This window comes from Cupriavidus numazuensis (assembly GCF_905397435.1).
GTDB lineage: Bacteria > Pseudomonadota > Gammaproteobacteria > Burkholderiales > Burkholderiaceae > Cupriavidus > Cupriavidus numazuensis.
In genome coordinates, this window is the sequence record NZ_CAJPVI010000023.1 from 45,344 (window position 1) to 59,528 (window position 14,185).

General features: G+C 65.4%; 10 protein-coding genes. 2 read left to right on the forward strand and 8 right to left on the reverse strand.

The features are described 5' to 3' along the window. Positions 1 to 70 precede the first annotated feature (70 nt). From KHO41_RS18955 to KHO41_RS18985, 7 genes are all read right to left on the reverse strand, one after another. The gene (locus KHO41_RS18955) at positions 71 to 802 is read right to left on the reverse strand and encodes a BON domain-containing protein (protein ID WP_211954823.1); all 732 of its coding nucleotides are present in this window, start codon (positions 800 to 802) and stop codon (positions 71 to 73) included. A gap of 158 nt (positions 803 to 960) precedes the next feature. Continuing rightward, positions 961 to 1,332, reverse strand: coding sequence for an endonuclease (locus tag KHO41_RS18960; protein WP_211954824.1), 372 nt, complete (start codon positions 1,330 to 1,332; stop codon positions 961 to 963). A 152-nt stretch (positions 1,333 to 1,484) separates the two neighbouring features. Further along, a complete protein-coding gene (uvrA, locus tag KHO41_RS18965) occupies positions 1,485 to 7,358 on the reverse strand; it encodes an excinuclease ABC subunit UvrA (RefSeq protein ID WP_211954825.1) in 5,874 nt (1,957 codons plus the stop codon). Positions 7,359 to 7,611: 253 nt separating this feature from the next. Beyond that, positions 7,612 to 8,217, reverse strand: coding sequence for a PIN domain-containing protein (locus KHO41_RS18970; protein ID WP_211954826.1), 606 nt, complete (start codon positions 8,215 to 8,217; stop codon positions 7,612 to 7,614). Continuing rightward, positions 8,214 to 8,681, reverse strand: coding sequence for a helix-turn-helix domain-containing protein (locus KHO41_RS18975; protein WP_211954827.1), 468 nt, complete (start codon positions 8,679 to 8,681; stop codon positions 8,214 to 8,216). The genes KHO41_RS18970 and KHO41_RS18975 overlap by 4 nt, the downstream gene beginning before the upstream one ends. Before the next feature lie 185 nt (positions 8,682 to 8,866). Further along, the gene (gene ribA / locus KHO41_RS18980) at positions 8,867 to 9,463 is read right to left on the reverse strand and encodes a GTP cyclohydrolase II (protein WP_211954828.1); all 597 of its coding nucleotides are present in this window, start codon (positions 9,461 to 9,463) and stop codon (positions 8,867 to 8,869) included. Positions 9,464 to 9,639: 176 nt separating this feature from the next. Then, a complete protein-coding gene (locus KHO41_RS18985; protein ID WP_211954829.1) occupies positions 9,640 to 10,110 on the reverse strand; it encodes an Lrp/AsnC family transcriptional regulator in 471 nt (156 codons plus the stop codon). 154 nt (positions 10,111 to 10,264) lie between these two features. On the opposite strand from KHO41_RS18985, the gene KHO41_RS18990 reads away from it, so the two are divergent. Continuing rightward, complete coding sequence (locus KHO41_RS18990) at positions 10,265 to 10,597, forward strand: AsnC family transcriptional regulator (RefSeq protein WP_211954830.1); 333 nt, start codon at positions 10,265 to 10,267, stop codon at positions 10,595 to 10,597. A gap of 9 nt (positions 10,598 to 10,606) precedes the next feature. Here the strand turns inward: KHO41_RS18990 and KHO41_RS18995 are convergent, their stop codons facing one another. Continuing rightward, positions 10,607 to 11,527 carry a LysR family transcriptional regulator gene (locus KHO41_RS18995; protein ID WP_211954831.1) on the reverse strand — a complete coding sequence of 307 codons (921 nt, stop codon included), beginning with the start codon at positions 11,525 to 11,527 and terminating at the stop codon, positions 10,607 to 10,609. A 135-nt stretch (positions 11,528 to 11,662) separates the two neighbouring features. Between KHO41_RS18995 and metE the strand changes: the two genes are divergently transcribed. Beyond that, complete coding sequence (gene metE, locus KHO41_RS19000) at positions 11,663 to 14,032, forward strand: 5-methyltetrahydropteroyltriglutamate--homocysteine S-methyltransferase (protein ID WP_211954832.1); 2,370 nt, start codon at positions 11,663 to 11,665, stop codon at positions 14,030 to 14,032. Positions 14,033 to 14,185: the final 153 nt, after the last annotated feature.

Genomic DNA, 14,185 nt, shown 5'->3' on the forward strand with positions numbered 1-14,185 from the left:
ATCGTTCTTCGCCCGAGAGATGTCGTGCCTGGCAGCGCCAGGCACGACATCTATCTACATCCAAAGCTCCCTACTCCGAAGCCAATACCCCAAAGCGCCTGACATGGATGTGGTTGACGACGTCGCGCACCCCGAACACCGACTCCGCGATCTCTTCGATCTCGTACTTGCTGCGACGGTCATTCACGGTGCCTTCCATCGTCACCACGCCTTCGCGGACGTGTACCGTCACCTCGCTCACGTCGAGCCCGTCTTCATGCGCGAGGCGCGTACAGACAGCGTCGTGGACGCGGTCGTCGGCACGGCGGTAGTTGCGCGGGCCTTCGCTGCGGCGATACCCGGCATCGCCACCACGACCGTATCCGTATTCCTGATGCGCTTGCGCGGGCTGGTCGCCAAGACCGTACATCGGATAGCGGCGCGGTGTGCCTCGCTCGTCCTCATAGCGCCTGCGAGCGGATTCCGCACCGGATGGCCAGCGCCACTCCTCCACATAGACGCCGACCCACTCCTCATTATCGCGTCTGCGTTCATCGCCCCACGAGCCGCGATCGGACTCGCGTGGCAGCCGCCGTTCCGGATTGCCATGGCGTGACGAAAGATGGCGCAGGCGCTCGTTGCGCGCATGCGCCGGCAGATCGCTGTAGCCCTGGTCGTTGCTGCCGTACTGGCGGCTCGGCGTGCGACGCAGATAGTCTTCATCGCCGCGCGGTTCGTCGTCCTCGCGGTCGCGGCAGGGGTAGCCAGGGGAGTCGCGGTAGTCGGGGTCTCGGGGATAGTCGGGGTAGTCGCTTCGTCTCATCAGGTGCTCCTTGGCGGGCTGTGACAAGCCACGTCCACACGGTGCGCAGCGAACGCAACTGCGCGCCCGCTGCCAGAGTGCCGGCGCTTCCCGCCATCACGCAGGAATTTCAACCGGCGGTAAGAACGACCGGGGATGCCGGCGGGCGCTGTTACCGGTCAGGATCCGTCCAGGAAAGCGCTACGCGGACCCAGCCGCTGGCCCAGGTTTGGGCTGTCCCAACCGCCGCCCTGCATATACGGATTGGGGCTGCGCTGCATGGACATGGTTCCAGGCTGGCTGTAGGTGCTGGACTGGCTGTATGACTGGCTGTAGGTGCCCGGCTGCGCCGGCACGGTGGATGGCTGGGGGGCCAGATCCTGGCGTGTTGACGCGTTGGCGCCCTGCGTATACGGGTCGAACTTGTCACCCGTGCGTGCGCCCTGCGAATACGGGTCGCGCGGCGTCGTCGGGGTCTGCGCCATCACCGGAATCGTCGCCGCCGCGAGCGCTGCGGCCAGCAGCAGGCGGCTGGGTCGTAAATGCTTCATGGTTACCTCCGTGTAGCGCGCGAAGTGCGCGCCTGTCGCCACTGTCTAGCGAAAGGCATGCCCAGCGCAGAAGGGGCGCATGAAACATGCGCCCCTTCTGTCTGCAACGGAAGAACCTGCTGCCTGTCTGTCCCTGTTATCGGGAGGGACGGCTATCCGACACTGAGACGGGCCGGCTCCACGGTGCGCGCGAGCACGGGCACCAGCGCGGCGCCCGTATGGCTGGCCGGCGTGCGCGACAGCACCTCCGGATTGGCCGCGCCGACGATGGTGCCGCCGCCCGCGCCGCCTTCAGGGCCCAGATCAATGATCCAGTCGGCCTCGGCGATCACATCGAGGTCATGCTCGATCACCACCACGCTGTGGCCGCCATCGGTCAGACGGTGCAGCACGCGAATCAGGCGTGCGACGTCTGCCATGTGCAGGCCCACGGTCGGCTCGTCCAGCACGTACAGCGTGTGCGGCGCCTTCTGGCCGCGCCGCGTGATGTCGTCGCGCACCTTGCTCAGCTCAGTCACCAGCTTGATGCGCTGCGCCTCGCCACCTGACAGCGTCGGTGACGGCTGGCCCAGCGTCAGGTAGCCAAGACCGACGTCCTTCATCAGCTGCAGCGGATGGGCGATGTTCGACATCGCGGAGAAGAACTCCACCGCTTCGTCGATCTCCATCGTCAGCACTTCGCCGATGTTCTTGCCGCGCCATGTGACGGCCAGCGTTTCGGGGTTGAAGCGCTGGCCATGGCACACGTCGCAAGGCACTTTCACATCCGGCAGGAAGCTCATGCCGATGGTGCGCACGCCCTGCCCTTCGCAGGCCGGGCAGCGGCCGTCGCCGGTGTTGAACGAGAAGCGCGACGCGGTATAGCCACGCGCGCGCGCCTCCAGTGTGTCGGCGAACAGCCGGCGGATGGTGTCCCATACGCCGATATAGGTCGCCGGGCATGAGCGCGGAGTCTTGCCGATCGGGGTCTGGTCTACTTCGAGCACGCGGTCGATCGACTCCCAGCCGGTGATCGACTCGCAGCCGTACCAGTCATGATCGACCTTGAGCGCCTTGCGCTCGGCCTTGACGCCCTTGGTGGCAGCTTCCTGCTGCGCCGCGTTGCGCGCACGGCGCGTGGCCGGCGACGACAACACCGAACGGCCCACCGCATCGAGCAGGTTGGTCATCAGCACGTCCCGCGCCAGCGTGGACTTGCCGGACCCGCTGACACCGGTAATCGCGACCAGTCGCGACAGCGGGATGCGCGCCGTGACTTTGCGCAGGTTGTGCAGCGACGCGCCATGCACGGTCAGCCATTCGGGCGGGTCGGCGGGCTTGCCGGCGGCACCGGGCTTCACCGTACGCCGCGCCTGCAGCGGATGGACGATGGGCCGTGCCAGGAACTGCCCGGTGGTCGAATCCGGCGCCGAGGCGAGATCCGCCACGCCGCCCTGCGCCACCAGCGTGCCGCCGCGCTTGCCTGCGCCTGGGCCGATATCGATGATGTGGTCGGCGCGGCGGATGGTGTCTTCATCATGCTCGACCACTACCAGCGTATTGCCCTTGTCGCCAAGCTTGCGCAGCGCGTCGAGCAGGATCTGGTTGTCGCGCGGATGCAGGCCGATGGTCGGCTCGTCCAGTACGTAGCACACGCCCTGCAGGTTGCTGCCGAGCTGCGCGGCCAGCCGGATGCGCTGCGCCTCACCACCGGACAGGCTCGGCGCGGCGCGATCCAGGCTCAGGTAGCCAAGGCCGACTTCCTCCAGGAACTGCAGGCGGCTGCCGATCTCGCTGATCACGTCGCGGGCGATGTCGGCATCGCGGCCGGTCAGGTGCAATCCGTCGACCCATTGACGCGTTTCCGACACTGTCCACTGCGCCACGTCGACGATGGCCTGCTCGTCGAACGTCACGGCGCGTGCAACCAGGTTAAGGCGCGTGCCATGGCAATCCGCGCATGGCGTGTCGCCTACGCCTTCCGGCTCCTGCTCTTCGGACGGCAGGCTCTGCTCGCGGCCGCGGTCATCGCCGGCCAGCACCGTGTCATCGAATGCCGCGCGTTGCTCGCGTGTCAGCGTCAAGCCAGTACCCACGCAAGTCGTACACCAGCCGTGCTTGCTGTTGTACGAGAACATGCGCGGATCGAGTTCCGGATAGCTGGTGCCGCAGACCGGACAGGCGCGCTTCGTCGAAAATACCTTCACGTCGCCAACGTGCGCGGTGCCGTCGCCGTTATGCATGGCATCGTGCAGGCCGTCCAGCGGCGCCAGCAGGTGCATCACGCCCTTGCCGGCTTCGAGCGCCTGCGCCAGCAGCGCGCGCAACTGGCCCTCGTTCTCGGGCGAGATCACGAGGTCGCCCACCGGCAGTTCGATCGTGTGTTCGCGGAAGCGGTCCAGGCGCGGCCACGGATCGACCGGAAGGAATTCACCATCCACGCGCAGGTGTGTGTTGCCGCGCGCCTTGGCCCACTTGGCCAGGTCCGTGTAAACGCCCTTGCGGTTCACGACCAGCGGGGCGAGAAAACCGACATGCTCGCCGCGATGGTCGCGCAGCAACTGCGCGGCGATGGAGTCCGGGCTTTGCGAAGTCACCGGCGCGCCGTCATGCACGCAGTGCTGGATGCCGAGCTTCACGTACAGCAGCCGCAGAAAGTGCCAGACCTCCGATGTGGTTGCCACCGTACTCTTGCGGCCACCACGCGAGAGGCGCTGCTCGATCGCGACGGTCGGCGGAATGCCATAGACCGCATCGACCTCGGGCCGGCCCGCCGGCTGCACGATGGATCGTGCATAGGCGTTGAGGGATTCCAGGTAGCGGCGCTGCCCTTCATGGAACAGGATGTCGAACGCCAGCGTCGACTTGCCCGAACCGGACACGCCCGTCACCACATTGAACTTGCCATGCGGGATATCGACGTTGAGCGACTTCAGGTTGTGTTCGTGCGCGTTGACGATGCGCACAACGTCCTCGCCTTCGATGGCGCGGCGCGCGCGCCGGGCCTGCAGCGCGGCCTGTAGCGGCACACCTTCGCTGTCGGCGCGCTCTGCGGCCAATGTGCCCGCTTCGCCAAGCGCGGCGTCATAGTGAATCAGCGCCTGACCGGTATGGGACTCGGCGCAACGCTTCACATCTTCGGGCGTGCCGGTGCAGACCACGCGGCCGCCGGCGTCGCCGCCTTCAGGGCCAAGGTCGATCAGCCAGTCCGCCGCACGGACCACGTCAAGGTTGTGCTCGATCACCACCAGCGAATGGCCGCCGTCGAGCAGCTTGCCGAACGCGCGCATCAGCTTGGCGATGTCGTCGAAATGCAGGCCCGTGGTCGGCTCGTCGAACATGAACAGGCGCTTGGGCGAGGTATCGGGCCGGATCACGCGGCCCTTGGGCTGCGCTGCCTGCGCGGCTTCGGCGAGGAAGCCCGCGAGCTTGAGGCGCTGCGCTTCGCCACCGGAAAGCGTTGGCACGGGCTGGCCGAGCTTCACGTATTCCAGGCCCACGTCGACGATGGGTTGCAGCACGCGCAGCACGGCGGCATCGCCAGCGAAGTACGCGGCAGCCTCCGATACCGTCAGTTCGAGCACATCGGCCACGCTCAGTGCGCGCGCCGGCTGGCCGGGCAAGCTGCGCTCGATCTTGACCTCGAGTACCTCGGGGCGGTAGCGGCTGCCGTCGCAGTCCGGGCAACGCAGATAGACGTCGCTGAGGAACTGCATCTCGACGTGCTCGAAACCCGAGCCGCCGCAGGTCGGGCAGCGCCCGTCGCCCGAATTGAAGCTGAACGTGCCAGCGGTATAGCTGCGCTGGATCGCCATCGGCGCCTTGGCGAAGATCTTGCGGATCTCGTCGAACGCGCCCACGTAGCTGGCCGGGTTGGAGCGCGCGGTCTTGCCGATCGGCGACTGGTCGACGAACACCACGTCATCGACGAGATCCGCGCCACGCAATGCACGGTGCGCGCCCGGCGATTCGGTCGCCTTGCCGAAATGGCGTGCCATGGCGGGGTACAGCACGTCCTGCAGCAGCGTGGACTTGCCGGAGCCGGAGACGCCGGTCACGCACACCAGCCGCTGCAGCGGGATTTCGACCGTCACGTCCTGCAGGTTGTGCTCGGTCGCGCCCTCCAGCACGATGCGCGGCACCGTGTCGTCGACCGGACGGAGTTGCCAGTGCGAGGCATCGGCCACGCGCTTGCGTCCACCCAGGTAGTCGCCGGTCAGCGTGCCGGCGCCACGGATATCCTTCGGCGTGCCGTCGAAGATGATATTGCCCCCGCGTTCGCCCGGGCCAGGGCCCATGTCGATCAGGCGGTCGGCAGCCAGCATCACGGACGGGTCGTGCTCGACGACCACGAGCGTGTTGCCGGCGTCGCGCAGACGGTGCATGGCCTCGACGATGCGGTTCAGGTCGCGCGGATGCAGGCCGATGCTGGGCTCGTCCAGCACGAACAGCGTGTTGACCAGCGAGGTGCCCAGCGCGGTAGTCAGGTTGATGCGCTGCACCTCGCCGCCGGACAGCGTGCGGCTCTGGCGATCCAGCGTCAGGTAGCCCAACCCCACATCGCACAGGTACTTGAGCCGCGTGCGGACTTCAGCGAGCAGCAGCTTGAGCGCGTCGTCGAGCATGCTGCTCGACAGCGTCAGGTCGTCGAAGAAGCGCCGGATGCGTGCGATCGGCATCAGCATCAGGTCGTGCACGGTCAGGCCGGGCAGCGATTCGAGCTTCGTGCGGTCCCAGTCCACGCCGCGCGGCAGGAAGCGCTGCTGCGGCGCCAGCACCGCATCGGCATTGTCCTTCGAACCCAGGCGCCACAGCAGCGATTCGGTCTTGAGACGCGCGCCGCCACAGGTCTCGCACGGCGTGTAGCTGCGGTACTTCGACAGCAGCACGCGGATGTGCATCTTGTAGGCCTTGGACTCCAGGTAGCTGAAGAACCGCATCACGCCGTACCACTGCTTGTTCCACTGGCCGTTCCAGTCGGGCGAGCCGTGAATGACCCAGTGCCGCTGGGCTTCGGTCATCTCGGACCAGGGCGTGTCGCGTGGAATGTCGGCCTTGACCGCGTAGCGCATCAGGTCGTCCTGGCACTCCTTCCAGGCTGGCGTCTGCATCGGCTTGATCGCGCCCTGCCGCAGCGACTTTCGCACGTCGGGAATCACCAGCCCGAGGTCCACGCCGATCACGCGGCCAAACCCGCGGCAGGTCTCGCAGGCGCCGTAGGCGGAGTTGAACGAGAACAGCGCGGGCTGAGGATCCGCGTAGCGCAGGTCGCTGTCAGGACTGTGCAGGCCAGTGGAAAAACGCCAGATCGGGCCCTCGCCCTCTTCGGCCAGCGCATAGACGTTCACGCGCCCGCCGCCGCGCCGCAGCGACGCTTCGATGGCCTCCACCGCGCGCGCTTTCTCCACCGAGCCAACGCGGAAACGGTCCGCAACCACATCTAGCACCTTGCGCGCACCGGTGGACGATTCCACCACGCGCTGGGCCTGCACGCGGGTATAGCCGCTGACCGACAGCCATTGCTGGACTTCATCCTCGGTGGTCGATTCAGGCAGTTCGACGGGGAATGTCACGACCAGCCGTGCGTCGTGATGGGGCTGGCGTTCGGCCGTGCGCGCGAGCAGTTCCGCGTAGATCGTTTCTGGCGAGTCGTGCCGCACCGGCTGCGCGGTCTGCCGGTCGAACAGTTCCGCCGCGCGTGCGTAGAGCAGCTTCAGGTGGTCATTCAGCTCGGTCATCGTACCGACCGTCGAACGCGAACTGCGCACCGGGTTGGTCTGGTCGATGGCAATGGCCGGCGGCACACCGTCCACGCGCTCAACCTGCGGCCGGTCCATGCGGTCGAGGAACTGGCGCGCGTAGGCGCTGAAGGTCTCTACGTAGCGACGCTGGCCCTCGGCATAAAGCGTGTCGAACACCAGGCTCGATTTGCCCGACCCGGACGGGCCGGTCACCACCGTCATCTCGCCGGGACGGAGGTCAAGGTCAACGTCCTTGAGGTTGTGCTGGCGGGCGCCCCGAATACGGATCAGCTGCTTGCTCGACACGGTTTTCTCTTTTGAATCAGATGGTTATGTCACCCGACAAGAATCATGGCTGCGCAAGAAAACAACCTTAGCACAGGCTGCGATGACGCTTGGTAAGGGCCGGGTTCCTGGGAGACTGCCCCGGCCGTGCACGGCGACGATGACTGTATATCCGTACAGTGTATCAGCACGGACACAAATTCGTTGAAGTGACAAAACGAAAGTACGCGTCGCCCGACCTAGCTGCTTCGATAGTTGGCGCCATGCGCAGGCGTCATAACAAGGGTTGAATGCATTGTGCCTGGAGCCAGCGCGCTGTCTCCGTCAATTCCGCGCGTCGGATTCGCTCGATCAACTCATTTACATCCCAAGGCGGATTCTTCTTCCGCCGTCGCAATGCCCTGAAGGCATCCACTACGCGGCGCTCATTTAGATCGATAAGATCAAGAATGAACTGATCGGGATGAAGCACTTCGATTCCAAGTTGAGAACGAAGGTGGTCTGCGGCAAAGTCCTTGAGGTTGAACGTGACGACGGCGTCGGCACGTGCGGCGATGGCTGTCATAACAACGTGTCGATCCTTCGGGTCCACGGGACGCAATGCCTCGGTTTCAGGCAGTACGTTGCCGACGAGAGCATCGGGAAAAGCACGGTCCATTGCCGCCATCAATGCTCGAATCCGAGCGTGGATATCCTCGACCGTCCCCGCCGCCTGCAATCTCGAATGCAGGTTTGTTGACCATTCGTCGTGGAGGCGCGCTGACCATTTGGGTTCGAAGAATCCGTGTCCCGCGAGGGTCAGCATGACATCGCGCACGATCATCGGAAACAGCACGCATGCATCCAGCACCACGCTGAATCGATCGAAGCCAAGTCTCACAGATCGTATCCGCCCATGGCTTGCGACAGGGCGACAAGCTCCTGCATGGCAGCCTCACTGGCCTCCCGCATGCGCGCCTTGTAGTGCAGCACATCGTCCATGCGAACCCGGCGGTGACGCCCCACTTTGCGAAATGGCAGTTCTCCCGCTTCCAGGCGCGCAACCAGATAGGGACGAGATACGCCCAGCATGTCGGCTGCCTGGCTGGTGGTCAGTTCCGTGTGGGCGGGATAAAGAAGGAAAACCTGCTCGCTTGCCATCAGACCCAGTAGCCGGGAGAGCACGCGAAGCGTCGCGGGGGGAACTTCGATACGGGCAAGGTCGTGCCCTTCGCCTTCTTCGACAAGCGCCACGCGTGCTGCGCGCGAGCGGTCCAGAGCTTCGGCCATCAGCCGACTTGCATCGGCGAGGATGGCGGCCTGGTCATCCGTCAGTTCGATTCGCTCAGGTACCGAGATTGTCATGGTGCGCATCCTGAACGGCGAGTAGGAATGCTCTCGTTGTACCCCACAAACGAATCAAACGCAATAAACGAAATAAACGAAAGGACTACAGCGAATCCATGCGCCATGAAAGACCACGCCCCTAGCATAGCCAGGGGCGTGTGGTCCATCAGGCACTAAGGGTAAGGGCGGGTGGCCGCACAAACTCAATCCAGCAAATGTCCCATCCGCGACCGCTTGGTCGCCAGATATTTTTCGTTCTCGGCATTCGACGGCACGATGTGCCGCAGCTGCTCCTTCACGATGATGCCGGCCTTCTCCAGCGCCGCAGCCTTGAGCGGGTTGTTGCTCATCAGGCGCACGGACTTCACGCCCCACTGGTGCAGCAGGTCGGCGGCAAACGCGTAGTTGCGGGCGTCGATGGCCTGGCCGAGGGCGAGGTTGGCGTCGACCGTGTCGAGGCCGGTGTCCTGCAGCGCATAGGCACGGATCTTCTCCGCCAGCCCGATGCCGCGGCCTTCGTGGCCGCGCAGGTACAGCAGGATGCCGCGGCCTTCGGCTGCGATCTTCTCCATCGCCAGTTCGAGCTGGGGACCGCAGTCGCAGCGGCACGAGCCGAACACATCGCCGGTCAGGCACTCCGAGTGCATGCGAATCAGCACATCTTCGCCCGTGATGTCCCCCACGCTCAGGGCAAGGTGCTCGATGCCCGAGTCCACACCCTTGAAGGCGTGAGCGGTAAATTCGCCGAATCGGGTCGGCAGGCGCGCTGAATCGATCAGCGCAATCTCTGTGTCGTTCATACCGGTATTCAAGAAAATCGGGCGCCGGCCGGGCCGGCACCGCTCGACATTATGAGCGGAATTGTATCTTCGCGCTTGCCGACCCCGCAGACAGGCACCTCAACCGTGCATTCACCGGGCGGTAACCGGCTTGCCAAAGCGCCAGCGCAGTACTGTAGAGCCCCGGTTCACGTGACTTAAGGCGCCACCGAGAGCTCGCGCTTCAAAGTGCGCAGCACAAAGGTGGAATGGCTGTGGCGCAGGCCCGGCAGCTTGTACAGCTTGTGCCGCAGGAATTCCTCGTAGCCCTCGGTGCCCGCCACCGCGACCTTGATCAGGTAGTCGTACTCGCCCGTCAGCAAATGGGCCTCGAGGACTTCCGGCAATTCGGCCAGTGCCTGCCCGAACCGGTGGAGCATGTCATCATCGTGTCGATCGAGCGTCACTTCGATCAGCACGGTATCAGGCAAGCCGAGCGCCTTCTGGTTGAGCAACGCCGCATAGCCTTCAATCACGCCGCTCTCTTCCAGTGCGCGCACCCGGTTCCAGCACGGTGTCGCGGACAGGCCGACCTGTTCCGCGAGCTTTGCGTTCGACAGGCGGCCATCCCGCCGCAGTTCACGCAAGATGCGGCGGTCAATGTCGTCGAGCTTCGGGATGGTTGCCATGAGGAATCTCGCCGAGAGGGATGAATTATCCAAAAATTATACTCTAAGTAGATATTTCATCTCCACATACGGCGGTCAGGAAGGAAATTCAGAAGCCCATTTTGCGAGTCCGCTGGTAAATTTACCTGACCGACATTCTTGCCTCAGACGCCACATGCCAGCCACTGCGACCCCTACCCTGCAACTCGATCTGCGCCTTGCGGCCTCCGATCTCTTCGGCGCGATGGAATGGGTACTCGCCAACGCGCGCCGCACCGGCCTGGCGCTCCAGCAACTGCGCTTCGATGCCAATGCCCGGCATCGCGTCAGCGCCACGCTGACCGCCGCGGACACCGACCTGCTGCACCTCTTCGTGCGGCGCCTCGGCAACGGCGCGGACGTGGAAGTGCTGATGGCGGATTTCGGGGACGACGATCTCGACGAGGCCGTCGACAGAAGCCCTGCCGCACTGCCCGCCTTCATGCCCGCCGTAGCCCTGCACGCCTGACCGATCCGCTCAGGCAGCTCCAAGCAGTTCGATGCCGTCGAGCTGCGCCGCGCAGATATCCCGCACGATCGCCACGAAATCCGCCACATACGGCCGCTGCGAGATGGCCGCGGGAACCGTGGCATACAGCTCGCTCCACAGGCCCTTGGCCCCGATCCGCTTGGCCAGCACGTAGTCGTGGTCGACGTAGTTCTTTACGCCCCAGTTGGGCAACGCCGCCACGCCGCGACGGCTCGCCACGAGTTGCAGCACGGCAACGGTCAGTTCGGCGGTGCGGCGCTGCAGGCGGATGCCGGCGGGCTCCAGCACTTCGCGGATCAGGTCGATGCGCTGCTCGGGCACGGGATAGGTGATCAGGGTCTCGCCTTCCAGGTCCGCGGCTTCGATGCGACGCTTGTTGCGCAGCCGATGTTCGTTCGCCATGACCGCGAGGATCTCGAAGCGGAACAGCGGCGCCACTTCCAGCCCGCGGCGCGTGGCCGGCAATGAACCGATCACCATGTCCGCACGCCCTTCCCCGATCAAGGCGATCGGGTCGGCATGGAAGCCGGCCACAAGGTCCACCTCCACTTCGGGCCAGCGGCGGCGGAACTCGTCCATCACCGGCATCAGCCAGTCAAAGCAGGTGTGGCACTCCAGCACCACGCGCAATTCGCCGCGCGTGTCACCCTTGAGCCGTTCGATATCCCGATCCGCCTCGCTCACCGCGGCCAGCACCTCGCGCGCCAAGGCCAGCAGACGCTCGCCAGCCGGCGTAAAGCGCAACCCCTGCCGTGTGCGGTCGAACAGCGGCAGGCCGTAATGCGCCTCGATCGCCTTGATCTGGTGGGACAGCGCCGACTGGCTCACGTGCACGCGCTCGGCGGCGGTAGCCAGCTTGCCGGATTCGGCGATGGCCACCAGCGAGCGTAAATGCCGGACCTCGATCATGACGTGACCCCGTCGGTTTCACCGTGGCCTCGGGTGATATGAAACAGATTCATACTTTGTTTAAAACTTGTCGCTTGATTCATTCTACGTCGAAACCGACACTGTGCGCCAGACAAGACCTTTTGGAGCCTCTTCGTGGCACGCACACACATCCTCGGCTTTCCGCGCATCGGCGCTCGTCGTGAACTGAAATTCGCGCAGGAATCCTTCTGGCGCGGCGAAAGCACGGAAGCAGACCTGCGCGCCGTGGCCGCCACCCTGCGCAGCCGCCACTGGCAACTGCAGGCCAACAGCGGCGTGGACACTGTTGCCACCGGCGACTTCGCGTACTACGACCAGGTGCTGAGCCTGACGGCGCTGCTCGGTGCGCTGCCGCGCCGCTTCGGCTTCGACCCGGCCGCGCTGACGCTGGCCCAGTATTTCGAGCTCGCACGCGGCAATCGCGAACAGCCCGCCATGGAAATGACCAAGTGGTTCGACACGAACTACCACTACCTGGTGCCGGAGCTGGACTCGGCCACGCGCTTCGACGGCGGCCCCGACTGGTTCTTCGACGAACTCGAAGAAGCGCTGGCGCTCGGCCTGAAGGCGCGGCCGGTACTGATCGGGCCCGTGACCTACCTGTGGCTGTCCAAAACGCACGAGACGGGTTTTGACAAGCTGTCGCTGCTGCCGCAACTCGCTCACGCCTACCAGCGCATTCTTTCCCGCCTGAAGGCCCGTGGCATCGAGTGGGTGCAGATTGACGAGCCCGCGCTGAGCCTCGATCTCGACGCGGCCTGGCTCGACGCCTATGACCAGGCCTACGCGACCTTGGCCCAGTCCGGCGTGAAACTGCTGCTGGCCACCTACTTTGACAGCGCCGCCGACCATACCGCGCGTGCCGTCGCACTGCCGGTGCAGGGCTTCCATATCGACGTGGTGCGCGCGCCGGCGCAGCTCGATGCATGGCGCCAGGCACTGCCGGCCGATGCCGTGCTGTCCGTTGGCGTGATCGACGGCCGCAACATCTGGCGCACCGACCTGCGCCGCGCACTCGATACGCTGAAGCCGCTGCATGCCGAGCTCGGCGATCGGCTGTGGCTGGCGCCGTCGTGCTCGCTGCTGCATGTGCCCGTATCGCTCGAGCATGAAGTCAAGCTCGACGCCGAGCTGAAGTCCTGGCTGGCCTTTGCCACCGAAAAGCTCGGCGAACTGCGTGTGCTGGCCACGGCGCTGAACCAGGGCGAGACGGCCGTGGCCGCGCAACTCGAGGCTTCCGATGCCGTGCAGGCGTCGCGCCGCCAATCGCGCCGCGTGGTCAATCCGCGTGTGCAACAGCGGCTGGCTGCGGTGACGCCTGACATGGCCGAGCGCGACAGCGCGTTCGATGTCCGCATCGAACGCCAGCGCGAGGCCCTGCAACTGCCGCTGCTCCCCACCACGACCATCGGTTCGTTCCCGCAGACCGCCGCTATCCGCCAGACCCGCGCGGCCTACAAGCGCGGGGATCTCGGCGCGCTCGACTACCTGCAGCGCATCCGAGGCGAAATCGAACTGGCCGTACGCAAGCAGGAAGCGCTGGGGCTGGACGTGCTGGTGCACGGCGAAGCCGAGCGCAACGACATGGTCGAATACTTCGGCGAGCAACTGTGCGGCTATGCATTCACCGAGAACGGCTGGGTGCAGAGCTACGGTTCGCGCTGCGTCAAGCCGCCTGTGATCTACGGCGACGTGTACCGTCCCGAGCCGATGACCGTGGACACCGCGCGCTATGCCCAGTCGCTGACCGAGCGCCCGATGAAGGGCATGCTGACCGGCCCGGTGACGATGCTGCAATGGTCGTTCGTACGCGACGACCAGCCGCGTGCCGACACCGCCCGCCAGCTTGCACTGGCCATCCGCGACGAGGTATGCGACCTGGAACAGGCCGGCATCCGCGTGATCCAGATCGACGAGCCGGCGCTGCGTGAAGGCTTGCCGCTGCGTCGCGCGGACTGGGACGCCTACCTGGCGTGGGCCGTCAATGCGTTCCGGCTGTCGGCCGCGGGCGTGGCGGACCAGACCCAGATCCACACCCATATGTGCTATGCCGAGTTCAACGACATCCTGCCGTCGATCGCGGCCATGGATGCGGACGTGATCACCATCGAGACGTCGCGCTCGGCCATGGAACTGCTCGAAGGCTTCGGTGATTTCGACTATCCGAACGAGATCGGCCCGGGTGTCTATGACATCCACTCGCCGCGCGTGCCGTCGGTGGAAGCGATGGAAAAGCTGCTGGACCGCGCCTGCGAGGTCGTGCCGCCGCAGCGCCTGTGGGTCAACCCGGACTGCGGCCTGAAGACCCGCGGCTGGGATGAGACCGAGGCCGCCCTGGCCAATATGGTGTCGGCCGCGCGCAAGCTGCGCGGGCGCCTGGCGGGTCAGGACACGTTGACGTGGAAGCGCGTGGCACGCCCGCAGGCGTCGCAAGCGGCACATCGGCACGGCGCCGATTGCGCCTGCAGCACCCGCGCCGCCTGAGGGCAGCCCCGGCCTGTGACCTGCGCGCCGCCCGTGCGGCGCTGTGTCACATAGCCGCGGCGTGCTGCGCTCCGTATCCTAGCCGGCGATCGAATTACACTCAGAGCACCGGCCCCTGCCAAAATGGGGCGCCGATGTGCCGGCAAAGGGAAA